The following is a 25,375-nucleotide window of genomic DNA, read 5'->3' on the forward strand; positions in this document are numbered from 1 at the left end:
GCTTTTGCCGGGAACGACGTTGCGTGACGGGCGCCTGGATGAAACGGAAGGGATGTGAAATTTCGGGAATTCTGCTCGGCCTGCACGGCGCGATGGTGACCGAATTCTGCGAAGACAGCGAGGGCGAACTGCTTGCTAGGTTGCGGGACGCTGTCGGTTATGAGATCCCCATTGCGATAACTCTCGATCTTCACGCCAATGTCACAGCGAAGATGTGCGATCTGGCAAACATCATCGTCTCGTACAAAACCTATCCGCATATGGATATGCGCGAGCGCGGCGGGCAAGCTGGAGATATCCTGCAGCTGCCTCGGCGCATCCGGCTTTTCAGCTAATTGTTAGGAATCGATTTTGACCATTGATAATGACGTCGCAGTTCTCGGCGCGGGTATCGTCGGCGTGTCCACGGCCCTGCATCTGCAGGCCAAGGGACGGTCCGTCGTTCTGGTCGACCGACGCGGCCCCGGCGAGGAGACCAGTTACGGCAACGCAGGCCTTATCGAGCGCGCAAGCGTCGTGCCATATGCTTTCCCACGCAATGCCCTGACGGTTCTACGTTTCGCCCTGAACCAGTCGGCGGATGTCCGCTACCACTGGCGGCATCTGCCTCGCATCGCTCCGTGGCTGTTCCAATATTGGCGCCACTCTTCGCCCGGACGTCTGGCCGAAGCAACTCGCGACATGCTCCCGCTCATCGAGCTTTGTGTCAGCGAGCACATGCGCATGCTGCAGGATGCGGACGCCACCCACCTTGCCCGTCAGAATGGATGGCTGGAAATCTGCCGCACTCCCAAGGATCTGGGGTATTCGATAAAGACGGCCGAAAGCCTGCTGAAATATGGGTTAAGCTATGACGTGCTGGAAACCCAGCAGCTGCTCGAACTGGAGCCCTCGGTCAACGCGTCCACTTTCGGGGCGATCCATTGGCGCGATCCCGTCACTGTGTCCAGCCCCGGCGCGGTGACCAAGGCTTACGCCGAGTTGTTCCTGCGGCGGGGCGGAAAATTTGTTCATGCTGACGCACGAGGTTTGAAGCAGGCCGACGGGCACTGGTGCCTGCCATCGGTGGCCGGCAACATCCGGGTGAAAGAAGTCGTTGTCGCACTTGGGGCGTGGTCGACGGACGTGATCGAGCCCCTGGGCTATCGCATTCCACTTGCCGTGAAGCGCGGATACCATATGCACTTCTCCCCAGCCGATGGGGTCTCCTTAAGACGACCGATCCTGAGCGAATATGGAGGTTTCGTCCTGTCGCCAATGCTCGATGGCGTTCGTCTGACAACGGGTATCGAACTGGCCCCACGTGATTCCGCGCCAACACCAATTCAGCTGGACATGGCGGAGACGGTCGCCCGGAGGCTGTTTCCGCTCGGCAAGCGCGTGGAGCAAGAGGCATGGATGGGGGTGCGACCGTGCCTGCCGGATATGAAACCGGTGATTGGACATGCCGGGAGGCACCCCGGACTTTGGTTCAACTTTGGTCACGCACACCACGGATTTACCCTTGGCCCGGTGAGTGGTCGTTTGTTAGCGGAGCAGATGACCGGAGAAAAACCCATTGCGAACCCCTCACCCTATCGCGCAGATCGCTTTTGATTCAAATCGCGCTTGACTGCACCGACATCTCTTTCCGGCCGGTGGGTCAAGGCCAAGGGGTTTCTGCAAGATCAGCCCTTATGCTATCCGCTCGCGAGCGTGCCTGTTTGCACGCGACGAAATAAGGACGCCTCGAACCTAAAATCCCAGCGCACACCCGTCCTTGCGCGGATCGGATGCGCCGGTAAGGGTGCCGCTTTCCCAATCGATCACGACCACCTGCCCACCGCCCAGCGGTTCGGGCGCTCCGGTCACGGCATGCCCAAGAGCCTCAAGCCCCGAGAGAACCTCTGCCGCAACGCCGCTCTCGGCTTCAATTACCCCGTCGCGATAGAACACCCGAGGCGCGTCCAACGCCTCCTGAGGGTCCATTCCGAAATCCAGCATGTTGGTGAGGACGTGCGCATGACCGAACGGCTGGTATGCGCCGCCCATGACGCCGAAGGGCATGACAGCGCGACCATCTTTCACCGCCATTCCCGGCATAATCGTGTGCATCGGTCTTTTCCGGGGGGCAATGACGTTTGGATGACCCTGATCGAGCCTGAAGCTGCTGCCGCGGTTCTGGAGAACGACCCCGGAGCGCGGGCCTACGATTCCGCTTCCGAACGAATGAAACGTCGAATTGATGAACGAGACGGCGTTTCGCTCGCTATCGACAATCGAGATGTAGACCGTGTCGCTATTCGGCAAGGCGACATCGGGCAGATCGGACATCGGGCGGTCGCGCTTGATCGCGGTCGAGAGCGCACGCGCATAGTCTCGAGACAACAGTCGATCGACGGGCATATCCACCTGATCCGGATCGCCGATGTACCGGTCTCGATCGCGATAGGCGAGCCTACCCGCCTCGACCTCCAGATGCAGTCGCTCAACACCGCATGGACCGAGCCCCTTCAGATCAAATTCCGAAAGGATGTTGAGCATCAGCAGTGCCGTCAGGCCCTGATTGTTGGGCGGCATCTGGTATATGTCATGGCCGCGGTAGGAAATGCTCACTGGCTGGACATACTCGCCGGCGGTGGAGGCAAAATCATCGAGTGTATGGAGTCCGCCGAGCGCTTGAAGGCGGCCGACAAGATCCTCGGCGACAGCGCCTTCGTAAAAGCCCGCCCTGCCCCGCGCTGCAATCGTTCGCAGCGTCGCCGCCAATTCGGGCTGAACGTGCACGGCACCCGCCTGCAAAGGAGCGCCATCCTTCAAAAACAGACGGGCGGCATACTCATCCCCGGTCAATGTGCCGAGTGCATCATTCCAGTCGAATGCAACCCGATCATGGATCACATAGCCGCGCTCCGCATAGCGGATGGCGGGTTGGAGGACTTCGTCCAGACTTTTGCGACCGTGGTCCTCGATCAGGCGGCACCACGCATCAATCGCGCCCGGAATGGTCACCGAATGCGGCCCATGGGTGGGTATCTCCGTAAAGTCGCGTTCGACGTACCACTCCAAGGTGGCGGCCTCTGGCGAGCGACCGGAGCCATTAAAGGCAAGCACGTTGCCCTCGCCTTTCGGCGCATAGAGGACAAAACAGTCGCCACCGATGCCTGTCGATTGCGGCTCGACCACTGCCTGGACAGCGGCGGCGCAAACGGCGGCATCCATCGCGTTGCCACCGGCACGAAGCATTTCGACGGCCGCGAGCGTTGACAGCGGATGCGAGGTCGCCGCCATTGCTTCCATTGTGCGAACGGGAGAACGACCAGGGAGCTGGAAATTGCGCATGGCTTCAAGGACTCGTTGGAAGGAGAGAGCGCGATCCCGTCACGGGCCGCCGACTGGCACACCCGCGGGAGCGACGTGTTTGGATCGGTTACCTGGTTGGTTCGATACGCGGCGGACGTTCAGGGTCGTTGGATGGTCGCCACCTTGGCTTGTCTCTCATGTCCTAGCCTCCCCCTCGTGACATGGCGAACTCGGCTGCGACGCTACCAAAGGCGCACACGACTGACAACGATGCCCCTCATGGCTCCGTTGCTTTACTTTTTGCGTTCACTGCACTGTTGGTGGAGCGTCGCTGGCCAAGGCCTATGTGCACGTTAGGCGGCCACATGAGACGCAGGCAACATACCCATCGCTCTGGAGACAGGGTCCGGCACATGCGATATCGTTTCGACACTGTGGCCGAAGGGATTCAGACATGGACGAACTCTCAGCTCCCCATCCGCTTTTGGAAATCATCCTGGGCACGCTAACGATGATCGTCGTAATCTTCGTCCATGGCGCAGGCATCCGAACGATAAATCGACGCTTCAACAGGGCCTGGATCCACGTAACTGGGGCAACTCCATTATGGCGTCTGAACATGTTGCTCGCTGCGAACATAGGATTACTCGCAGCTCTGCACTTCGCGGAAACATTGCTCTGGGCAACGCCGCTGGTATTTCTGCAAATAGTTCCATCTCTCCGTGACGCCTACTATTTCGTACTTGAGAGCTACACGACCCTTGGCGACGACGCGGTCACATTACCCGATGAATGGAGACTAATTGGACCGATCATCGCCATGTCGGGATTATTTACGTTTGGTTGGACGGTGAGCGTTCTGGTGAGCATCATGACCGCCTTCGGCAAGGCAGACAGAGAGAGGGCCGAGCGACAAAAAGGTTTGGTTTCTGCCGATAACGAATAAGCAGGATTAATGTCCGGCGCGGATCCGTTCTTGACGTTCTGTGACCCGGGCGCCATTCGGCCAAAGCGCGGTTAGCGCAGCCTTTGCCGGGTCGCGCTCGGTCCGAGTGTTTAATCTGACATCTCCTCTTTTCAACTCTGGAATAAAAGGCGCGAAACCCGTAGCGTGCCAACATGGAGTTTCGCCACCTGCAGACCTTTGTTGCAATTGCGGAATGCGGTAGTTTCTCGCTGGCCGCTGAGCAGCTCAACATGTCCCAATCGGCCGTCAGCCAAACGATCCGCCGGCTGGAGGAGGAACTGAAGGAGCCATTGTTTCTCCGCAACGCCCGCCAATGCGAAATTACCGAGGCCGGGCGTAACCTGCTGCCCCAAGCTCAAAGCCTTTTGCAGCAGCGCCAGGCGCTTCTGCCGGAAAGCGATCTGGCGCCCGAGGAGTATCAGGGCCGCATCCGGGTCGGCACCAGCACATCGGGGACATCGTTCATCTGGGCAAGGCTCTATCAGGCGTTCGGGCGAACCTATCCGAACATAAAGCTGGACATCCGCACGACCTCGCATACGGAACAAACGGCTGAGGACATCCTGCATGGGGCGCTCGATATCGGTTTCCTGCCGATCCCCTATCCCCATCGGGATCCGCGCATCCGCCAAGTCGTTCTGGGCCATCACCGCACTCTGATCGTTGTCAGCCCCAACCATCCCCTGGCCAACGCCAAGGGGCTGCGGCCGGCCGATATCGCCGGCGAAAAATTCGTCCTGTACGAGCGGGGAATTAACTTCCGCGCCCTCAGCGATCACTTCTTCGCATTGCACGGCATCACACCGGAGATCGCCAGCCAAAGCAACGACACCCATTTGATTCGCACGCTGACAGAGATCGAGAGCGGCATCGCCTTCCTGCCAGACTGGGCGGCGGCGGACCTTCTGGAGCAAGGGCGGCTGGTGGCGCTGGATATCAACACCGACGATTTGTGCGAACAGCTCGGCGCGGCCTTTATCCCGCATCGCATGACGCGGGTGGCGCGGCTGTTTCTGGCCTTCGCGCGCAACCGCCCGGATCTGTTTCCAGCGGTGACCCAGCGGCCGTTGCCCGAGGGCTGGCGCCACTTCACTGAAACGGCAGGGCAAGCTCCGGTGAACGCAGTTGCCGCCTTCGATACTCAGCATCCATGAAATCGGCCAGCCGCTGATAGCGCTCAAAGGCCTCGTTATAGACATAGGCGATTTCGGGCCGCGGGCGTACGACCGCCTTCACCCTCACCTCGGGCACGGCCGCTTCGCCACTGACGGCCCGCATCGCGATGAAAGCCGCGCCGATCGCGGATTCGGCGTGCTCGACAGTCTCAAGCGGGCGCCCAAGCACGTCGGCCAGGATCTGCGGCCAGACACGGCCACGCGTCACACCGCCGGCCAGCCTTGTCCCGGCCGCGTCAGGCAACCCCACGGACAGCCGCTCCATGCAGTCCCGCAAAGACAATGCCACGCCCTCCATCACGGCGCGCAGAAAATGACTGTTACCGTGCCCGGTGTGCAGTCCCGAGAAACTTCCCCGCAGATCGGGGTTCCAGAATGGCGCGCGCTCGCCCTGGAGATAGGGATGGAAGAGTAACCCCTCGGCGCCTGGCGGCGTCGCCAACACCGCGCTGTCGACTTCGCCATGGGATAGGTTGCCATTGAATTGCCGCGCCCATTGCAGCGCCACCGCGCCGGCATTGGTCCCGGCCTGGAGATAGTGCCCGGGCCGTATGGCATGCGGGTAGTTCAGCAACCCCGGTCGGAACACCGCCTTACATGGCGCCAGGATCGCCGCCGACGATCCGACCCGGATCACCGCTGGGGCTGTATCGGATCGCCCGGCGCAGGCCACCATCTCCGCCGCGCTGTCGAGCCCCCCGCTCACCACGGCGACCCCGGCAGGGAGGCCGAAGCATTCCCGCCCCTCGCCGATGCGCCCGACAACCGTCGCCGAGGCACAGACCGGCGGCAACGCCGAGGGTTTCAGCCCTGCCAATTGGACCAAGTCCGCATCCCAGCGGCCGCTGGGCACATCATAAAGCAGCGTTGCCACCGCCGAAGTCAGATCCATGCTGTAGACCCCGGTCAGCAGATGAATCAGGTAGTCCTTGGAGGACAGCAGCATCGCCGCCCGCTCTATCGCCCCGGCTTCGTTGGCGGCGATCCACATGAGTTGCGGCAGCGTCCAGGTGCAGGATGGCTCGTTCAGCGTCACCCGGCGGATATGCTCCCCATGCGTCGCGCGAAGCTGCGCCACCTCGACAGCGCTCCTCTGATCGCTCCAGAGGATCGCCGGTCGGATTACCTCGCCCGCCTGATCCAGCAGCACCGGCAAGTGCGCCGCCGAACAGAACCCAACCGCCGTCACCCGGGCCATGGACTCCGGCGCGCGCGCTTGAAGTTGCTTCACCACGTCCGCCATGGCGACGCGCCAGTCGGCAGGATCCTGCTCGGTCCAGCCCACCTGCGGCCGCAAGGTCGGATAATTGGCCGAAGCTTCGGCTATCACCTGGCCGTCTGCCGCGACGAGCAGGGCCTTGAGACTGCTCGTCCCTAAATCAAGACCGAGATATGTGGGGCTAGTGGCGGGCATTGGATCAGCCTCCTGGTGTCGCGACCGGCAGGGCGGCGAGCGCCGCCCGCAGACCGTGCTGCAGCGCGGCCAGGTCGGTGGTGGCGGAGATCATGGCCAGGCCCGCTGGCACCAGCGCCATGGCGCTTTCCCAGTCGGTGGTCTGCAGCGCGCCGATCTTGCCGTGACGCCGGCAAGCCGCGAGGATGTTGTCGATATGTGACGCCATTTCAGGCGCCCGCAAATTCGCCGATATCCCGCAGCTCACGCTTAGGTCCGAGGGGCCAATGAAGGCCATGTCGACACCCTCGACCGCCAAGATGTCGTCCAGCGAGTCGAGGGCCTCCGCGGTTTCGATCTGCACGCCGATGAGAATTTCCTTATTCGCGCGCGCAAGATATTCGCTGGCCGAGACCCGGGCGAAGCCGGTATGCGCGCGGCTCAGGCTGACCCCCCGAGAGCCTGAAGGCGCATAGCGGCAGAAATCGACGATGGCACGCGCCTGATCAGCCGTCTCGACACGCGGAACCAGAACCCCGGCCGCTCCCATTTCCAACGGTGTCAGGAAACAGTCGCGACGGATCTCCGGCACCCGGACGATCGGTTGGCAGCGCCCTCCGCGGAACCCGGCGATGAGCGTGGCGAGCATATCCGCGCCATAACTCCCGTGCTCCTGGTCGAGAATGGCGAAGTCCATCCCCGCCGAATCAAGGATCGCGCCGAGAAACGGTGTCTTCAACTCCGACACCATAATGCCGCGCAGCACCGCTCCAGAAGCCAGGGCCGGCTTCATCCAAGCATGCGAAATCGTCATTGCTCGCTCTTTTCAGTCAGTTGAACAGGATGCCGGGCAGCCAAAGGGAAAGCGCCGGAAAAGCCGTAACGAGGGCGAGAATGCAGAAGAGGAGGCCAAGGAAGGGCCACATCGCATTCACCACCGTCTCGAAGCGCAGCTTCTCCATGCCGCAGATGGCGAATAGCAGCCCTCCGACCGGCGGCGTCACCAGGCCGATCATGCAGTTGAGCACCACGATCATGCCGAAGTGTATCGGATCCAGACCGATGGCGTTGGCCAGCGGCATGACGATCGGCACGAAAAGCATGATGTTGACGTTGGGGTCGGAGATGCAACCAAGCACGATGAACAGCACGTTAATCGCAATCAGGATGAAGATCGGATTGTCCGAGATCGACATGATCCAGGCAGCGAAATGATTGGACACGCCCTCCGCCGTAAGGGCGAAACCGAAGACCTTTGCGGCCGGCAGCAGGATCAGGATGGCGCCACAGGCAATAAACACGGTGCGCATACAGTCGAGGAAATCCTGCCATGACAGCGCCCGATAGACAAAGATCCCCAGCGCGAGAGCGTAGAGCACGGCGACCGCCGCGGCTTCCGTGATGGTGACGATGCCCAGATAGATGCTCGCCAGAAGGATGACCGGTGTCATCAGAGGCAGAAAACCGGCGATGAAAGCGGCAATCAACTGGGCGAACGTCGCGCGTCTGCCCATGGGATATCCCCGGCGTTTGGCGACGACGTAAACGTAGACGAACAGCGCTGCGGCGATCAGCAGGCCCGGGATGGCGCCGGCAAAGAACAGTTTCGCGATCGACGCGCCTGAGACCATCGAAAAGACGATCATCGGGATCGATGGCGGAATGATCGGTCCGATCACCGCGCTCGTCGCCGTGACGGCGGCGCTGAACGGCGCCGGATAGCCCTGATTGACCATGGCCCTGTGGCTGAGCCGCCCGATGCCCCCGACGTCCGCCACAGCGGAGCCGGACATTCCGGAAAAGATAACCGAAGTGACGGTATTCACATGGCCGAGGCCGCCATGAATGCCGCCGACCAGCGCCTCCGCGAAATCAAAGATCCTCTGGGCGACCGATGTGCGCGCCATGACCTCGGAGGCAAGGATGAACAAGGGGATAGCCAGCAGGACGAAGAAATCCAACCCTGCGAACATTTGCAGTGCCATGAAGGACAGGTCAAAGCCGCTGTACAGAATGTAGGCCCAGGCAGCGACGATCATCGCGAAGGCGACAGGCATTCCCAGGAAGAACAGAATGGCAAAAACGCCGAGAAGGATAGCAAGGCTCATGCGGCGGCATCCCGGTAGGCCGCGTAGTGGCGGCGGATCAGTGAAATCAGATGCACCAGGCAAATCAGCATGGTGATCGGCAGGATCGAATAGGGGATCGCCTCAGGCATCCGCAAAGACGGAGTAGTCCTCAGCTTGCCAAGCAATTGGAAGCTCGGGATCACCATCGACACAAAGAAAGCGACAAGCACCAGATCGTTGAACAATCGGATCGCGGCCTGGGTCTTGTCCGAAAACCGGCTGACCAGAAAGTCGACCCGCAGATGCTCGTCCTTACCCAGCAAGTAAGCGCAGGACAGGAATCCCGCCCAGACAAAGAGGTAGTTCGACACCTCTTCGGCCCAGGGCAAGGCGGCGTTGAAGCCGTAGCGCATCAGAATGTTTGTGCACAGTATCGCAAACATGGCGAACAGGCAGAAGCTGCCAATCCCCACTTCCGCGGTCTTCAGAAATCGGATCATAGGAACTCCCCCGGCCCCTCCCCGCGCTACGGCGGGAAAGGAGCATCTGATAGGCGGCGGTTATTCAATCGCCTGAATTTGATCGTAGAGTTCCTTGAACTCCGGGTATTTCGCCAGCACCAGCGGCACCCGGTCCATGAAGGGCTGCTTGTCGACTTCGACCTTTTCCATGCCGTGAGTGGAGGTCAACTCGTCCAGCAACTTCGCCTCACCGTCGATCACCAGCGAGTCGACATGGGCGGCCGCTTCGGTGAACACCTCGCGCAACAGCGCCTGGTCCTCTGTCGATAGCTCGTCCCAGGCGCGCTGCGATATCGTCAGGCCCGAGCTCGCCAGCATGTGACCCGTGAGGATCAGGTGCTTCTGAACCTCAAAGAGCTTCATGGTGACGATCTGGGTGAAGGGGTTTTCCTGCCCGTCCGCAACTCCGTTCGACAAGGCCAGATAGACATCGCCGACCGGCAGCGGCGTGCCCGTCGCGCCCAGCACGGTGGCAGCTTCGGGATAGGGAGCGAAGTTCGCCACCCGCAGCTTCAAATCCTTGAACTCGTCAGGAGTGGTCGCCTTTACCTTGCCGGTCGTCGCGTGGCGAAAACCGAAGGTGTAGAGGCTGAGTTGCTGAACGCCGCACGCCTCGCTGATATCCGCCAGCAGCTTGCCATAGACCTCGCTGCCCTTGAACGCGCGCCAGTGGTCGTAGTCGCGGAAAGTGTAAGGCGACAGCATCACGCCCGAGGCGGGCATGCAGTCGATGGCCGTATCGAGCGGCGCCATGTCGAGCGTGCCCATCTGCACCGCCGTCACCGCGTCGCGATAGCTGGCGAAGGTGCCGGACGGGAAAATCTGCAACGCAAAGCGGCCGCCGGACTTCTGCTTCAGCAATTCGTCGGCCTTGGACAGACCAAGATGCACAGGATGATCGGCGCTGAAAACGTGCGAAACTTTAAAAGTCTTTTCCTGCGCCGCTGCGGCGCCAACGGCGAACGCGCCAACAAAAGCCGCCACCGCGGCGAATTTTCCGAACCTCATCATACTCCCTCCCAGTGTTGCTATGGGCGCGGCGGCGCTCGTTCCCGCACCAGCCTGCCTACCGGTTCGTTGAAGCAATCCGAAAAATTAGTCAAAGCGCATTATGGTATATTATGTATTCTATTCACTTATGGTCGCGCAGGGTGATGTCGCGTCGGGACGGCGCCGCGATGAGCGAAAGTGCGATGACGGCCACCGACAACGCATTCAATTCGACACGTGGAAGAGCGCCGCCACCCCGTCGAGGCAAAAGGCGACCGGAGCCGCGCCAAACCCGAACCAGTTCCACGACGAAGGAAGCCGACACGCCAAAATGGGCGGCGCGGCATGGCGCGAATGACCGGCGTCGACATGACTGACAGCACGTGTCCGAAGACCAAGGGAATAAGCTTTTGCCATCGCAAATCACTTCCTCCGGAAGTGAATCGCGAAACCCTACTCAACGGAATCCCGTCGATTCAATCAAAACGTCCGACGCTAGTAGCATGGTGGATAGGGGTAGTATCCACACGGCCCGTAGCCGGTATAGTAGGAGTCATCGTAGCGGTTGCCGTAGCGATAGGGCGCGGTGGCTGCTGCCCCGATGGCGACCCCGGTCGCAACGCCCGCGCCGGCATACCAGGCGCCATGATAGTTCGGAGCATGCCAGTAGTTGGCATGGACGTCGTTGACATGGACGTCATTAACGTGGACGTCGCCCACTCGATCGCCTCCAGCAAACTCGCCGCGTCCGCCGCCGAAGCCGCCGCCACCAAAGTCCCGTCCACCTCCGCCGAAGCCGCCCCCGCCGAAGCCACCAAAACCACCACGGTCAATGAACAGAGCCGCCGGCCCACTCCCACCGGACAGACTTCCTTCAAGGACGGCCACCTCAAACGTCAGGTTGCCGCCTTCAAGCCTTGGATTCATGATCGTCACCACAGCATCTTCGACCTTCGACCCATCGCCACCAAGGATGGAAATGGTGGCATTGGGCGGATCGACGGCGAAACTGCCCTTGCCTTTGTCCCATTGCATGATGAACTGCTCAGTCGTGACGTGGCCGGCCGCACGAACTGGACGATCGGCAAAGACGATCGAGTTCATTGAAACACCGGTCATGGTGAGCGTGGTTCCCTCCAGCTTTGCGCCTGCGGAATTAAGGACGAAAAGGGATGGAACCGGCCCGGTCGGCGTTACCTGGCCAATCGTTTTCGCAAGTGGAACGTGCGGCTTGATAGTGGCGTCCTGCGCCAATGTCGCGTCGGCGACCAGATGTTGGCTCGCGGCAAGGAACGAGGAAAGAAAGACGGCAGTTCTGGGAATCATGGCTACCTCCTGCGTTCTGGGTCATTGGAAGTCCGAACGTGCGGGCGAAACTGCCCGCTTGGTCGGCGAATGGACGCCACCAGCGCTTTTCATGCTGAACGACGACCATCTGTCCTTGTTGGCTTCGTCGTAAAGTTTCAGTGTGAAGGGTGCCGGCCGAGGCCTCGGACAATCCGGTGGGCCTGTTCTCGGTCTGCATCGGCGTTGAACACGAACGCGGTGCGTCAGGGATGATCGCCCGCGCCGACACATTTTAGCATTTGAGTGTCAACAACAGAATTGCCGAAGGCGACGATCGGGTTTTTTCAATCATCGGTAAATGGCAGGCCTCAGCCGCCGAAGGCAATTGTGAGAGCGACGAGCCCACTCCCGAGCAAGACCATGCACAAGGCCGTCAGCCAGGGCCGAAAGTCTGCCTGCCTTCCGAAGGCGTAGCCAAGGACCGGCTTTGCCGAGGTCGTTGGTTGCGGTGGTCTGATGCCGCGGAGACTATTAAATTCCACTTGGTTCTCCATGCATCTTTTGGATGCAATCGGTTCTGTGGAGTTTGTCTATAGACCCCGCGGACAGAGCGATCCGTATAGAATATCTCTATCGGCTTGCCACGAATTCCGCCATGCGACGGATCAGGAAGTAGCCGACCGTTGCACCCGCATCCTGCAGGCCAACGGTCTTCTCCTGGAACGCAGCCGCCTTGCCGTGCTGCGCAAGCATCGACTTGGTCGCTTCCAGCGCCTGTTCCGCAGCATCCGCGGTAGCGTTCAACGCGTCAGAGAGCGATGCGCCGGCAGCAGCCTGCGCTTCCAGCGTCGTCGCGATCGGGTCGAGCACGTCGAGCAGGGTCTTGTCGCCGACCTTGGCCTTGCCACGCTCGGCTACACCATCGCGATAGGCACGCCAGAAGGCGGCCATGTCGGCGGTATCCAGCGCTTCCTTGCCCTCGACGACCTTGCTTGCCCGCAGGAAACCGGTCGCCGTCAGAGTCCCCATGGTGGAGGGTGCCGTGCGTGCCATCGTCGCCCCGGCGGTGCGCAGCAGCTTGGCGATGCCAGCCCCCTCGCCTTCCGCTTCGAGCGCCTCGGCGGCAGCGGCGAAGGATTTATTCATGGTGATGCCGAGATCGCTGTCGCCCACCTTGCCGTCGAGCGCGATAAGGAACTCGCGCTGTTCGGCAAAGAGATTCTTCCAGCTCTTGAAAAGGTCGATCAGGCCGGCGGCGTTCAATGTCTGCATGGTCATGCCATCACCCTGCGACGTGCTGGAAGAACGGCGTGTTGGCCGGGGCGGCGATGAGGCGATCCAGCTCCTCGTCGAGGTGGAGGATCGAGATCGAGGCGCCGGCCATTTCCATCGAGGTGGCGAACTCGCCGACCCAGACATGCTTGGCGGTGACGCCGCGTGCTTCGAAGAGCTGCGACACGCGGCGGAAGAGGATGTAGAGCTCTTCTAGCGGCGTGCCGCCGAGGCCGTTCATCAGAACGGCGACATTGTCGCCCTGCTTGTAGTCCGTTTCCGCAAAGATGCGCTCCATCATCTCGTCGACGACGGCATCGGCCGGCGCCAGCTTCTTGCGGCTGATGCCGGGCTCGCCGTGGATGCCCATGCCGATCTCCATCTCGTCCTCGCCGATCGAGAAGGTGGCGTGGCCGATTTCCGGAACGACGCAGCTCGAAAGGGCGACGCCCATGGTGCGGGTGCGCAGACGCGCCTTGTCAGCGAGACGGGTGACCTCTTCGAGCGAAAGGCCTTCGGCAGCGGCAGCGCCGGCGGCCTTGTAGATGAAGAAGATGCCGGCAACGCCGCGGCGCTTGTGCTCCTCGCCGACGACCGACGAGGCAACATCGTCATTGCCGACGACCTGCTTCACCGCGATGCCGTCGAGATCGGCAAGTTCCGCTGCCATGTCGAAGTTGATGATATCGCCGCTGTAGTTGCCGTAGATGTATAGGACACCGGCGCCCTGATCGATGTGCTTGGTCACCTGGTACATCTGTTCGGCACTGGGCGACTGGAAGACGCCGCCGACCGCGGCACCGTCCAGCATGCCGTCACCGACGAAGCCGAGGAAAGTCGGCAGGTGGCCCGAGCCGCCGCCGGTGGCGATGCCGACCTTGCCGGGCTTGGTCTTGGCGGTGACGAGGCAGCGCAGGTCGCCTGCCGCATAGGTGACGGCGGGATGCGCCTTGTAGATGCCTTCCAGCATCTCGTCGACGAAGTTGACGGGATCGTTCAGGAACTTCTTCATGGGTTTCCTCCGGGAATGGGGGTTATTTCTTACGCTGGCGCGTGACGAAGAAAGCGGCGGCCAGCAGGATGAAGCTGCCGACGACGAGCCGCTGCCAGGTGCTGGGAATGCCGACCATGACGAGCACGCTGTTGAGGACGACGATCAGGAGCACGCCGAGAAGGGTGCCGAGAACCGTGCCCGTGCCGCCGGTGATGCGTGCGCCGCCGAGCACGACGGCGGCGATCACGTTGATCTCGGTGCCGACGAGATCGAAGGGGTTGGCCTGGCGGTTGGCGCAGACATGGATGATGCCGGCAAGGCCCGCGAGCGCGCCCGCATAGCCGAACAGGAAGACGTGCACGGTGCGCAGGCTGTAGCCGAGGCGGCTTGCGATATCGGCATTGCCGCCGACCGCGAAGATGGCACGCCCCATCAGGGTGCGGTTGAGGATCCACCACGTAACGCCCGCAGCAATCGGCAGGACGAGGAAATAGAACGGCAGGGTGATGAGCGCGCCGTTTGCGGACTCGAGCTGGACGAGCGGCATCCGGCCGAAGGCACCCATTTGCGGCGGCAGCGACATGATCCAGACCGTGCCGATGAACGAGAGTAGGAAGCCACGGAACAAATACTGCGTGCCGATCGTCACGATCAGCGACGGCACCTTCAGGTGATGGACGAGCAGACCGTTGATGATGCCGAGCGCCGCACCGCCGAGCGTCGACATCAGGATGACGACGGCGATCGGCAGCCCGGGCAGGTAGTTCTGCACCAGCACGGTCATCGAATACATGGTGAACGCCGCAATCGCCGTGAAGGACACGTCGATGCCGCCTGCCGCAAGAATGATGAAGACGCCAAGCGCGAAAAGGCCCATGACCACGCTCGCACGGCCGATATCGATGAGGGTCGATGGCTGCAGGAAGGCGGGGTTGACGATCGCAACGATTACGCAGATCGCAACCAGCAACGCGAAGGTGATGGTCTCCGGACGACGCCGCACAAGGTCGCCGAAGCTGAAGGAGCGCGACGGAGCGGCGCCATGAAGTTCATCGATCCCAGAAGCACTCATCGCACAGTCTCCGTCGTGGCCGTCAGCATCGCCTTGTAAAGCTGGTCTTCGGTTGCCTGCTCCGCATCCATTTCGGCGACCACGCGGCCGTTGTTCATGACGAGGATCCGGTCCGCGTTCTGCAGCAGTTCGGGCAGGTCGTCGCTGACGATGACGAGACCCATGCCCGCTTCGGCAAGCGCCTGGATGACGCGGTAGATGGTGTCCTTGGACCCGACATCGACGCCGACGGTCGGGCCGTGCAGCACGAGCAGTTTCGGCGCGATGCTCAGCCAGCGGCCGATCAGCACACGCTGCTGGTTGCCACCGGAGAGCGCGCCGACCGGCAGGTCGAGGTCCTTGGTGTTGAGACGCATCTCCTCGGAGAGGCGGGCAGCGATCTTGCGCCCCTCCTCCCGGTCGACGACGCCAAACGAGTTGGCGAGGCGCGATACAATCAGCGCGATCTCGTTTTCGAAGATCGACTTGTCGAGGAAGAGTCCCTCGGCGAGCCGGTCCTCCGGCACGTAGCCGATGCCTTGGGCGATCGCCTCGGCGGGCGAGCGCACGGAAACGGTCTTGCCGTCGAGCGTCACCAAGCCACTGGTCGCGGGGGCGACGCCGGTCAATGCCATGGCGAGTTCGTTGCGGCCCGAGTCTGCAAGCCCAGTGATGCCGAGAATTTCGCCCTTCTTCACCGAAAAGCTCATCTCCCGCACGCCATCGGCGACGAGGCGGTCGACCTTGAGAAGTTCGGCGTCGGACGGCTTGCCCGTGCGATAGCGCTGCGCGTCGATGGACCGGCCGGTCATCAATTCGGCCAGCTCTTTCTTGCTGTAGTTCTCGATCGGTCCCTGGGCGACGCACTGGCCGTCGCGGAAGACGACCGCATGGCCGCCGATGCGGTAGCACTCGTCCAGCTTGTGCGTGACGAAGAGAACGGCGACGTTTTCGGAGCGCAGGCGCTCGACGACGCGAATGAGATTGTCCACCTCGCGGCGCGTCAGCGACGTGGTCGGCTCGTCCATGATGACGAGCTTGGCGCGGGTCGCGATCGCCCGCGCGATGGCGACGAGCTGGCGGGAGGCGAGCGGCAGGTCGGAAACAATCGTGTTGAGGAAGGCGCGGTCGGTCGGCAGGCCTGCAGCGGCAAGCGCCCTTTCTGCCGTTTCCTTCAGCCGCTTGCGATCGAAGAGACGCGCAAGGCGGCCATTGGCGTTCACCAACTGCTCGTTCAGGGCGACATTCTCGGCAACCGTGAGATTGGGAAGCAGCGACAGGTCCTGGTAAACGGTCTCGATGCCGGCGGCCAGCGACTGGATCGGCGTCAGCGACGAAAAAGTCTTGCCGCCGAGAACGATTTCTCCGGACGACGGCGCGTGCGCGCCCGACATGATCTTGATGACCGTGCTCTTGCCGCAGCCGTTCTCACCGAGCAGGTGATAGGCCTCGCCCGGCTGGAGCGTCAGGTCGATGCCCCGGAGAGCGTGAACGCCGCCGAACCATTTCTGGATGTTTCTGAGTTCAAGGAGCGCCGCCGAATGCTGCGCGCGATCTGCTTGTGCCGCCACGGAAATTGTCCTCATGCTGACCGGCGCGTCGACACGCCGGACGGTTCCGGCCGGAAGGCAAACCTCCCGGCCGGCTGACGGTTCGTCGAATTAGAACATGTGTTCCTTGTAGGTCGCCTTGTCGGCGAGAACCATGCCGTTGCCGAGGATCAGCAGGCCCTTGCCGGGGCCCTGCTTGACCGAGACCTTGCTGTAGCCTTCGACGCCGAGGTCCATGCCGTCGGTGACTTCTTTCTTCTCCAGCAGCAGCTTGGCAACGGCGTTCATTGCCATGCCGGCCTTCTGCGGATCCCAGAAGCCGATCGCCGTGATAGCGCCGGATTCGAGAAGATCGGCGGACGGGTTCGGAAGGCCGGTGCCGACAAGGCATACCTTGCCGCTCAGGCCCGCTTCGTCGATCGCGCGACCGACGCCGAGAACGTCGTTGCCGGCGGAGGTCTGGAAGCCCTTCAGATCAGGGTGCTTACGCAGGATTTCCTTGGCCTTTTCGTAGGTGCCGTTGGCATCATCGAAGGATTCGTTGTTCGGATCGACGAGTTCCATGCCGGCATACTTCTTGGCGTTCTCCTCGCCTGCACCAACCCACTGCATGTGCGTACGGCTGCCGAGCGAGCCGACGAAGGTCGTCCACTTGCCTTCCTTGCCCATGCACTCGGCCAGGCGCTCGTTCAGCGCCGAACCGTAATCGGCATTGTCGAAGGCCTCGACGTCGGCGTGCGTGTTCGCCTGGTTGTCGGCTTCATGGGTTACGACGACGATGCCGCGATCCATGGCGCGCTGGAACGTGCCTTCGAGAACGGCCGGATCCATCGGCACAACGGCGAGCGCATTGACGCCCTTGGCGACGAGGTCGTTGACGATCTGCAGCTGCTGGGCCGAGTCCGCGGTCGCCGGGCCGCTCTGGCTGGCAACGACGTCCGGATTGGCTTCCTGGTAGGCGACGACGCCGGTGTTCATGCGGTCGAACCACGGAATGCCACTGATCTTCACCACGGTGGCGATGACCGGCTTTTCCTGGGCAACCAGCGTGCCGATGGAACCGACGAGCGCTACGGCCGCAACCGTGGTTCCCGCCAGCAACTTCTTCGAAAACGACTTCATGTTTACCTCCACGAATTTTCCCTCCTATTTCACTTCGGCGCTTGAGGGACAGGCACCGAAGGGGTTTGCGAACGGCGACCCGGGTTCAGGAAGCCAGCGATGTCGTAGCGGCCGACGGCCAGGAAAGTGAGCAGCAGCAGGCCCCAGGCAAAATCGCGCACGAAGTTGGAGAGGCCGCCGAAATTGAGCAGGCTCGACATGAGCTGCAGCGCGATTGCGCTAAGCACGACGCAGATAACGCGCCCGTAACCGCCCTCCGGCTTCACGCCCGCCATTACGGCGATGAGGATGGCGATGAGCAGATAGGAGCTGCCATAGTCGAACTTCACATTGACGTTGCGCGCCGCGATGATGACGCCGGCAAGCCCAGACAGCATGCCGGAAATCGCATAGGTGGCGACGAGCACGCCGTTTTTCGGAAAGCCCGCATAGACCGCCGCCTTGGGATTGGTGCCCATCAACATCAACCACAGGCCGTAGGGCGTGAACTTCAGCAAGGCGGCGATCACACCGGCGACGATCACGAAGAGCAGAAAGCTGATCGGCACCTCGGCCAGCATGTCGTTGCCGATGCTGGAGAGCAGCGCCGGGCTGCCGACCATCACCGCCTTGCCGCCGGAAACCACGACCGCAAGCCCCATGAAGGCCATCTGCGTGCCGAGCGTACAGAGAATCGGCGTGATATTGAGCCGCGAAATCAGCAAGCCATTGATCACCCCGCCGGCAAGCCCGATCAGGAGCGCACCGGCAATGAAGGCCAGGCTGAAGGCCGTTCCGCTATCCGCTGCCGACAGGAAGGAAGACACGATGACGGCGGACAGAACGCCCGAAAGATTGGCAAGCGCAATGCCCGACAGATCGATGCCGCCATTGCCGGCGCACATGGCGAGCATGACGCCGATCGCCAGAAGGCCGATCTCCGGCACCTGGCTCGCCATGGACTGGAGATTGAAGATGGAAAGGAAGGAGCCGCCGGAAATCATCGCACCCGCGACCAGCAAAAGGCCGTTTATGACAGCCAGCATCGCCAGCTGCCCCCCGGTTTTTCGCATGATCTCCTCCCGACTGTTTACTAAATAAAACTTCACTTCACTAAAACGCTAGCAAAGGAAATTTCCTGTGGCAAGCCTCGTTTTCGCACTGGACCGGTTGCGCAGAGCGACAAATTCGCCTAGGTCTCGCAAAAATCCATAAAATCGTTTAGTAAACTTATTCGCACCTGCAGCAAAAGTGGGACTGTCGCCTCCACATGAAAAAACCGGAAAAACTGACCATCAGGGACATCGCGGTCGCCGCCGGCGTGTCGCCGGCCACGGTTTCGCTCGTGTTGAATGGCAAGGGAGAAATTTCCGGCGTGACCCGGGCGCGGGTGCTGGAAGCGGTGGCAAGCCTGAACTATGTCCCGAGGACGACGCGGAGCACGCCCCCCGGCGAGACGCTGCGCTTCCTCAAGATTGCCAAGCACGGCCACACCGTCAATCGCGACCACAGCGTCTTTGTCTCCGACTACATCGACGGCATGTCCGCGGAGGCGACGCGGCGCAATTACACGCTCGAAGTGGTGAGCTTCGAGGGGCAGCCGATCAGCGCTGTCGCAGAATCGCTTGCCGGCGCCCCGATTTCCGGTGTGATCGCGCTCGGCACCGAACTGACGGAAGCCGATATCCGGCTGATCCAGGGCCTCGGCCTGCCGACGGTGTTCATCGATACGTTCTACGACGTCCTCGACGCCAATTTCGTCGACATGAACAACGAGGATGCCGTCTACAAGGTGTTGTCGCGCTTTCAGAAGCAGGGCTTCCAGCGCATCGGTTTCGTGGCCTCCCATGTCGACACGACCAACTTCCGCCTGCGCCGCGACGCTTTCTTCAAGAACATGGAGCGCTTGGGCCTGCAGGTGAATGCGGCCGATGTGCTGTCGGTGGAATCGACCTATGATGGCGCCTATCTCGACACGCGCGCTCTGCTGTCCACCGGCCTCGACCTCGCGGAATGCTATTTCTGCACGAATGACGTCATCGCCTACGGCTTCATCCGGGCGCTTCGGGAGCACGGCGTCTCGATTCCGGACGACGTCTCGATCATCGGCTTCGACAACCTGCCGCAGAGCGCCACCATGGAGCCGGGCCTGACGACGATCGACGTGTCCAAGCGCAAGATCGGTTACCTCGCCGTGACGGTTCTCGACGACCTGATTACCGCCAGCGAACCGCAGCCGCCCGTCAAGATCCTCGTCGGCGCCGACCTGATCCTGCGGACGAGCCACGAACGCGTCGCCGCTGGCCCGACACGGGAAAGGTCCGCGAAGAGCTTGCCGCATCCCGCGGAGTAGCAACGGGCGGGCAAATGTTGCCGTTGCCCCCGCCGAAGATTGGGGCTCGCCGGAAGTGAGCCAACTGATGATCGCCGACTCGGTCGGCGTTTCCCGGAGGAGCATGCATATGGAATACAGGACACTCGGCCGCTCGGGCCTCAAGGTTTCAGCCATCGCCATGGGTACGTTCTCGTTCGGTGGTGTCGGCGCCTTCGGGCGGGTGGCGAACCAGGGCGTCGAGGACGCACGTCGCCTGATCGATTGCTGCCTCGATGGCGGCGTCAACCTCTTCGACACCGCGAACATGTACTCACTCGGCCGCTCGGAGGAGATCCTCGGCGAGGCGCTCGGCGACAAGCGCAACCAGGTGCTCATCTCTTCGAAGGCGCGCATGCGCATCGGCGACGGCCCGAACGACGAGGGCGTGTCGCGCTATCACCTCATTCGTGAATGCGAGCTCAGCCTGAAACGGCTGCGCAGGGATCACATCGACATTTACTTCATGCACGAATGGGACGGTGTAACGCCGGTCGAGGAAATGCTGGCGGCTCTCGACACGCTGCGGCAGCAAGGAAAAATCCGCTATATCGGCTGCTCGAACTATTCCGGCTGGCACATCATGAAGGCGCTGGGGGTAGCCGAGGCAAAGAACCTTCCCCGCTTCGTCACGCAGCAGATCCACTACACGCTGGAGGCACGCGAGGCCGAGTACGAACTCCTGCCGATCTCCGTCGATCAGGGCCTTGGCGTGATGGTGTGGAGTCCGCTGTCGGCTGGCCTACTTTCCGGCGCATTCGGTCGCGGCAAGACGCCGGCCGACTCGCGTCAGGCAGCCGGCTGGAGCGAGCCGCCAATCCGCGACGAGGAACGGCTGTGGACGGTTGTTGATGCCCTGGAAGCCATAGCCGGGGCGCGCGGCGTCAGCGTCGCGCAGGTGTCGCTCGCCTGGACGCTTTCCCGCCCGGCCGTCGCAAGCCTGGTCGTCGGCGGCCTCAGCGAAAGACAGTTCCGCGACAACATCGCCGCCGTCGACTTGAAACTGACCGCAGATGAACTGGACACGCTGAACAAGGTCAGCCGCCCAGCCTATATCTATCCCTATTGGCACCAGCACAATTTCGCCAAAGACCGCTTCAGCGACGCCGACTGGGCTCTGCACGACAGCTATACGGATCTTGGACTGGTGTAAGAACGTCCACCAAAACCGGGCGTTATTCTCGCTTTACCAAGAGCATTATTGCACCTGCGTCCGCGGCTGTAGCCGCGGACGACATGGAGTTCTTCCACTGACTACGTGTTCGCGTTTCGCACTGCAGATCGATTTTGTATACACAGCGAAACGCTAATGTTGACAACCGTGTATTTTAGTATCTCCTTAATCTGTCCGCATCGCCAGAGGCGCGCCGGATGCAACAGATGGAGAGTGACATGTTCAACAGACGCTCGACATTGAAATCACTGGCGCTCGGCGCCGTCTCATTACTTGCAATCGCAGTCGCAGGGACCTTTTCCGCCCAGGCCGAGAACAAGGAACTCAAGATCGGCTTCGTCGGCGTGACCAGTGGGCCCGCCGCCGCTTGGGGCACGTCCAACGTCCGCTCGATGCAGACCCGTGCCGACTGGCTCAACGAGAAGGGCGGCGTGAAGATCGGCGATGACACCTACAACATCACCATCGTCACCTTCGACGACCAGAGGGACCCCAAGCGAGCCATCGCGGGCATGGAGAAGATGGCCCAGGAAGGCATCCACTATGTCGTCGGGCCCAATGTCGATGACGGCGCGGCCGCGGTCCGCCCGGTCGCGGAATCCAAGGGGATCATCTATTTCCCCTACGCCTTTCCGAAAGCGCTCTATACGGCCCCGGCCTCCAACGCCGTCCTCGGCATGATCGCCAACTATCAGTCGGGACCGGCCATCTATAAGTACCTCAAGGACAACAAGGGCGTGAAGAAGGTGGCCTTCATCGCGGCCAACGAGTCCGACCCGCTCAGCCAGCGCGACAGCGGCGTGGCCGCCGCCAAGGAACTCGGCCTCGACGTCGTCGCCGAGAAGGATACCTACCAGAGCGACACCCGCGACTTTACGCCGGTGCTGACGCCCATCGTCCAGTTGAAGCCGGACCTGCTGGTGCTGTCGGGCGTCGCCCCTGCCAATGCGCCGCTCCTGATCCGCGCCGCGCGCGAACTCGGCTATGAGGGCCTGATTTCGGCGGAAACCGCGCAGGATGCGACCGTCCTGCAGGAGGGGGCCGGCGAGCTTGCCAACGGCTTCATTTCCGTCGGCGGCGCTTCCACGCCGGAGATCCGGACGCCGTTGATGGAGGAATTCATCGACCGCTACACCAAGAAGTTCGGGGAGTACAACGACGAGTCCAACACCAAGGTCTATGCGCTCGAGTACATCATCGAAACGCTCAAGGCGAACCCCAAGGCGATCGACAATGTGGACGAGTTCCGGAAGACCATGGACAGCTTCACGGCGCCCAACCCCTACGCCAAGGACAGCACGCTGAAATATGTCGGCACGACCTCGTTTGGCCAGAAACGACAACTTTTCGTGCCGATGGTGGTGACCGAGTTCAAGGACGGCGCCTTCCAGACGCTGTTCGTCGGCGAAGTGGACTGACTTTCTCCGCCTGACGGGAATCGGCGCGGGCAATGCCGTGGCACGCTTTGGCCGCGTCCTAAAGTCAACCGAGGTTCGGGCAGCCGGACCTCCACCGACTGGATGCGCCCATGGAGCAGGTGATTGCCAATGGACTTTACCTCGGCGCCCAGTACGCTCTGATTGCACTCGGACTGACGCTGATCTTCGCGCTGATGAACGTGCTCAACTTCGCGCACGGCCAGATGTATGTGCTGGGCGGCTTCGTCACCTATACGGTCTACGGCCAGCTCAAGCTGCCGTTCGTCGTCGCCCTGATCTGCTCGGGTCTGACGCTCGCCATTATCGGCGCCTTGATGGAAAAATTTCTCTTCCGGCCGGTGGTCCGCCGCAGCAAGCGCGAGGAAAGCACCATGCTGCTCGCGGCAGCGACAGCATTCTTCCTCGATGCGGTGATGCTGCTTCTCTTCGGCGAAAAGCAGCGCGGCGTTCCAAAGATCGTCAGCGGCGTGTTTGTCTCCGAAAGAGTGATCCTGCCCTATGACCGCATCGTCGTCGGCGTGGTCGCCATCCTGATGATCGCCGCCTTCATGCTCTTCATGCAGTACAGCAAGCCGGGCCGCGCGATGCGGGCCCTGGCGCAGGATCGCGTTGCCGCCCAGCTGATGGGCGTCAAGGTCGAGCGCTACTCGATGATCGGCTTCGCGCTCGGCGCCATGCTTGCGGGCGTCGTCGGCGGATTGCTGGTCAGCATCACCGGCGTCAATTCCGGCATCGGCGGCCCGATTTCCATCAAGGCCTTCCTGATGGTGATGATTGGCGGCGCCGGCGTGGTCGGCGGTGCGATCGTCGGCGGCTTCATCCTGGGCATGATGGAGTCGATCGGGCTGGCGACGCTGCGCGAATATGGCGACGTCACCTACCTCGTCATCTTCGCGCTTCTGATGATCTTCCTGAGCATCCGCCCGAACGGGCTGATGGGCAAACCGTGGGGCTGATGCGATGAAAACGTCACGGACCGCCACGTTCAAGCTCATCGCGAGCGCCCTTTTCCTGCTCGCCCTGCTGGTCGTAGTGCCGTTGCTGATCGAGGCCACCGGGCGAAGCGACCTCTACTACACGCTGACCTCGGTGGCGCTGCTCAGCATCATCAGCGCCGGCGTGTGGATTACGTTCTACATCGGCCGGATCAACATCGGCCAGGGCGCCTATGCGCTGATGGGCGGCTATGTCTCGGCCATCCTGGTCACGAGCCACGGCATGTCCTTCTGGCTGACCCTGCCGCTGGCCGGCCTGTTCTGCGCCGCTGCGAGCGTGCTGATCGGACTGCCGATCCTGCGCCTGCGCGGCGTCTATTTCGCCATGGTCACCCTGGTCCTGACCGAAGTCGCCCGCCTCCTCGCCCTTGCGCTGCCGATCACCAACGGCGCGAGTGGCATCGTCAGCATTCCACTGCCGTCGGGCCTCAGCATCTTCGGCGTGACGCTCGTCCCGGATTTCGCCACGCTGGCAAACCCGCGCCTCGCCTTTTACATCGCCGCCGTCCTGCTCATGGCGCTGTGCTTCCTCGGTCTCTATCGGCTCACCCATTCCCGGATCGGCCAGCTTTGCCAATCGCTGCAGCAGAACGAGGAACTCGCCTCGTCAATCGGCGTCAACATCGCCTACCTCCGCGTCATTGCCTATGCGATCTCGTCCTTCCTCGGCGGCGTCGGCGGCGCGATGTTCGCCGCGATATCGCAGTCGATCTACCCCTCGAGCTTCACCGTCGCCGATTCCGTCAATTTCATGCTCAACTGCTTCCTCGGCGGCCTTGGTTACGTGCTCGGGCCGATGCTCGGCACCTTCGTCCTCTACTTCGGCTGGGACATGCTGTTCCAGACGGGCGAATTCCAACTGCTGATCTTCTCGACCGTGCTGATCGCGCTCATGCTGGTGCTGCCCAACGGCCTCCTGAGCCTCGCCCTGCCCCGCAAGAGGAGCGTCCAGTGATGCCAGACATTCTGGAAATCGTCGGGCTCACCAAACGCTTCGGAGGCCTCATCGCCGTCAACGACGTGTCCTTTGCCGTGCGCGATCGTGAGATTCTGTCCGTGATCGGCCCGAACGGCGCCGGCAAGTCAACACTGTTCAAGCTGATCTCCTCCTTCCTTTGGCCGACCAGCGGCGAAGTACGCCTCAAAGGTGAACGCATCTCCGGCCTCGCGCCGCACATCGCCGCCCGCAGAGGCGTTGTGCGGACCTTCCAGGAAACGACGATCTTCAAGGACATGACCGTTCGCGACAATGTCGTGACGGCCCACCATTTGCGCTCTCGCGCCAGCCTGGCCGGCTTTTACTTCGGCAGCGCGGCGGCCCGGAGCGATCTCGAGGCGTTCGGCGCCTCGGCGGACGAGATCCTGGCCTTTCTCGGCCTGGCGGCGATGAGCGGTGAGATCGCCAGCACCCTGCCGCACGGTCATCTGCGCGCGCTCGGCATTGCGATCGCGCTTGCTACAGATCCCTCCGTCATCCTCCTCGACGAGCCCTTCGCCGGCATGAACCACGATGAAACCCGGCGCGCGGTCGAGATCGTCCGCAAACTGCGCGAACGCGGCATCACGGTGCTGCTGGTCGAACACGACATGCCGGCGGTCATGAACATCTCCGACCGGATCGTCGTGCTCAATTTCGGCCAGATGATCGCCGAGGGCACGCCGGTGCAGATCCAGCAGAACCCGAAGGTCATCGAGGCCTATCTCGGTGCCGAAGACGAATCGATCGGATTGTAGGCCATGGAAC

Annotated in this window: 23 protein-coding genes; 10 read left to right on the forward strand and 13 right to left on the reverse strand. The window is 61.9% G+C overall.

Features of this window, described 5'->3' with window-relative positions:
- The first annotated feature begins 23 nt into the window (after positions 1 to 23).
- Positions 24 to 335: a M81 family metallopeptidase gene (locus tag J2Y48_RS08150; RefSeq protein WP_310415485.1), complete on the forward strand. Its 312-nt coding sequence runs from the start codon at positions 24 to 26 to the stop codon at positions 333 to 335.
- A 22-nt stretch (positions 336 to 357) separates the two neighbouring features.
- Entirely contained in the window at positions 358 to 1,596 is a 1,239-nt protein-coding gene (locus J2Y48_RS08155; RefSeq protein ID WP_310415746.1) for an FAD-dependent oxidoreductase, read from the forward strand.
- 138 nt (positions 1,597 to 1,734) lie between these two features.
- Here the strand turns inward: J2Y48_RS08155 and ggt are convergent, their stop codons facing one another.
- Positions 1,735 to 3,321: a gamma-glutamyltransferase gene (ggt, locus tag J2Y48_RS08160; RefSeq protein WP_310415488.1), complete on the reverse strand. Its 1,587-nt coding sequence runs from the start codon at positions 3,319 to 3,321 to the stop codon at positions 1,735 to 1,737.
- 415 nt (positions 3,322 to 3,736) lie between these two features.
- Between ggt and J2Y48_RS08165 the strand changes: the two genes are divergently transcribed.
- Both J2Y48_RS08165 and J2Y48_RS08170 read left to right on the forward strand, forming a co-directional pair.
- Positions 3,737 to 4,228, forward strand: a complete 492-nt coding sequence (locus J2Y48_RS08165) for an ion channel (protein ID WP_310415492.1) — start codon at positions 3,737 to 3,739, stop codon at positions 4,226 to 4,228.
- Between the two features lie 173 nt (positions 4,229 to 4,401).
- Positions 4,402 to 5,403 carry a LysR family transcriptional regulator gene (locus tag J2Y48_RS08170; protein ID WP_310415496.1) on the forward strand — a complete coding sequence of 334 codons (1,002 nt, stop codon included), beginning with the start codon at positions 4,402 to 4,404 and terminating at the stop codon, positions 5,401 to 5,403.
- Here the strand turns inward: J2Y48_RS08170 and J2Y48_RS08175 are convergent.
- The 12 genes from J2Y48_RS08175 to J2Y48_RS08230 form a co-directional block, all read right to left on the reverse strand.
- Positions 5,339 to 6,838: an FGGY family carbohydrate kinase gene (locus J2Y48_RS08175; protein ID WP_310415499.1), complete on the reverse strand. Its 1,500-nt coding sequence runs from the start codon at positions 6,836 to 6,838 to the stop codon at positions 5,339 to 5,341. The genes J2Y48_RS08170 and J2Y48_RS08175 overlap by 65 nt on opposite strands.
- 4 nt (positions 6,839 to 6,842) lie before the next feature.
- On the reverse strand, positions 6,843 to 7,631 hold the full coding sequence (locus J2Y48_RS08180; RefSeq protein ID WP_310415502.1) for an aldolase/citrate lyase family protein: 789 nt from the start codon (positions 7,629 to 7,631) through the stop codon (positions 6,843 to 6,845).
- Between the two features lie 16 nt (positions 7,632 to 7,647).
- Positions 7,648 to 8,925 (reverse strand): TRAP transporter large permease, encoded by a 1,278-nt coding sequence (locus J2Y48_RS08185; RefSeq protein ID WP_310415505.1) that lies wholly within the window; start codon positions 8,923 to 8,925, stop codon positions 7,648 to 7,650.
- A complete protein-coding gene (locus tag J2Y48_RS08190) occupies positions 8,922 to 9,386 on the reverse strand; it encodes a TRAP transporter small permease (protein WP_310415508.1) in 465 nt (154 codons plus the stop codon). Before J2Y48_RS08190 ends, J2Y48_RS08185 begins: the two co-directional genes overlap by 4 nt.
- Before the next feature lie 60 nt (positions 9,387 to 9,446).
- The gene (locus tag J2Y48_RS08195; protein ID WP_310415511.1) at positions 9,447 to 10,415 is read right to left on the reverse strand and encodes a TRAP transporter substrate-binding protein; all 969 of its coding nucleotides are present in this window, start codon (positions 10,413 to 10,415) and stop codon (positions 9,447 to 9,449) included.
- Between the two features lie 477 nt (positions 10,416 to 10,892).
- Positions 10,893 to 11,723: a hypothetical protein gene (locus J2Y48_RS08200; RefSeq protein ID WP_310415514.1), complete on the reverse strand. Its 831-nt coding sequence runs from the start codon at positions 11,721 to 11,723 to the stop codon at positions 10,893 to 10,895.
- A 591-nt stretch (positions 11,724 to 12,314) separates the two neighbouring features.
- Entirely contained in the window at positions 12,315 to 12,962 is a 648-nt protein-coding gene (locus tag J2Y48_RS08205; RefSeq protein WP_310415517.1) for a dihydroxyacetone kinase subunit L, read from the reverse strand.
- Between the two features lie 4 nt (positions 12,963 to 12,966).
- Positions 12,967 to 13,968 carry a dihydroxyacetone kinase subunit DhaK gene (locus J2Y48_RS08210; RefSeq protein WP_310415520.1) on the reverse strand — a complete coding sequence of 334 codons (1,002 nt, stop codon included), beginning with the start codon at positions 13,966 to 13,968 and terminating at the stop codon, positions 12,967 to 12,969.
- 22 nt (positions 13,969 to 13,990) lie between these two features.
- A complete protein-coding gene (locus tag J2Y48_RS08215) occupies positions 13,991 to 15,022 on the reverse strand; it encodes an ABC transporter permease (RefSeq protein WP_310415523.1) in 1,032 nt (343 codons plus the stop codon).
- The gene (locus J2Y48_RS08220; RefSeq protein ID WP_405030174.1) at positions 15,019 to 16,587 is read right to left on the reverse strand and encodes a sugar ABC transporter ATP-binding protein; all 1,569 of its coding nucleotides are present in this window, start codon (positions 16,585 to 16,587) and stop codon (positions 15,019 to 15,021) included. Before J2Y48_RS08220 ends, J2Y48_RS08215 begins: the two co-directional genes overlap by 4 nt.
- 75 nt (positions 16,588 to 16,662) lie before the next feature.
- Positions 16,663 to 17,673, reverse strand: coding sequence for a substrate-binding domain-containing protein (locus tag J2Y48_RS08225; protein ID WP_310415529.1), 1,011 nt, complete (start codon positions 17,671 to 17,673; stop codon positions 16,663 to 16,665).
- A 29-nt stretch (positions 17,674 to 17,702) separates the two neighbouring features.
- Positions 17,703 to 18,725 (reverse strand): ABC transporter permease, encoded by a 1,023-nt coding sequence (locus tag J2Y48_RS08230; protein ID WP_310415532.1) that lies wholly within the window; start codon positions 18,723 to 18,725, stop codon positions 17,703 to 17,705.
- A 197-nt stretch (positions 18,726 to 18,922) separates the two neighbouring features.
- Between J2Y48_RS08230 and J2Y48_RS08235 the strand changes: the two genes are divergently transcribed.
- The 6 genes from J2Y48_RS08235 (at position 18,923) to J2Y48_RS08260 (ending at position 25,365) form a co-directional block, all read left to right on the forward strand.
- Positions 18,923 to 20,005 carry a LacI family DNA-binding transcriptional regulator gene (locus J2Y48_RS08235; protein WP_310415536.1) on the forward strand — a complete coding sequence of 361 codons (1,083 nt, stop codon included), beginning with the start codon at positions 18,923 to 18,925 and terminating at the stop codon, positions 20,003 to 20,005.
- A gap of 109 nt (positions 20,006 to 20,114) precedes the next feature.
- Positions 20,115 to 21,176: an aldo/keto reductase gene (locus J2Y48_RS08240; protein WP_310415539.1), complete on the forward strand. Its 1,062-nt coding sequence runs from the start codon at positions 20,115 to 20,117 to the stop codon at positions 21,174 to 21,176.
- A 239-nt stretch (positions 21,177 to 21,415) separates the two neighbouring features.
- Complete coding sequence (locus J2Y48_RS08245; protein ID WP_310415542.1) at positions 21,416 to 22,615, forward strand: ABC transporter substrate-binding protein; 1,200 nt, start codon at positions 21,416 to 21,418, stop codon at positions 22,613 to 22,615.
- 110 nt (positions 22,616 to 22,725) lie between these two features.
- A complete protein-coding gene (locus J2Y48_RS08250; protein WP_310415545.1) occupies positions 22,726 to 23,592 on the forward strand; it encodes a branched-chain amino acid ABC transporter permease in 867 nt (288 codons plus the stop codon).
- A gap of 4 nt (positions 23,593 to 23,596) precedes the next feature.
- On the forward strand, positions 23,597 to 24,586 hold the full coding sequence (locus J2Y48_RS08255; protein ID WP_310415548.1) for a branched-chain amino acid ABC transporter permease: 990 nt from the start codon (positions 23,597 to 23,599) through the stop codon (positions 24,584 to 24,586).
- Positions 24,586 to 25,365 carry an ABC transporter ATP-binding protein gene (locus J2Y48_RS08260; protein ID WP_310415551.1) on the forward strand — a complete coding sequence of 260 codons (780 nt, stop codon included), beginning with the start codon at positions 24,586 to 24,588 and terminating at the stop codon, positions 25,363 to 25,365. Before J2Y48_RS08255 ends, J2Y48_RS08260 begins: the two co-directional genes overlap by 1 nt.
- Positions 25,366 to 25,375 lie beyond the last annotated feature (10 nt).

The sequence above is a fragment of the Mycoplana sp. BE70 genome, assembly GCF_031455855.1.
Lineage (GTDB): Bacteria > Pseudomonadota > Alphaproteobacteria > Rhizobiales > Rhizobiaceae > Mycoplana.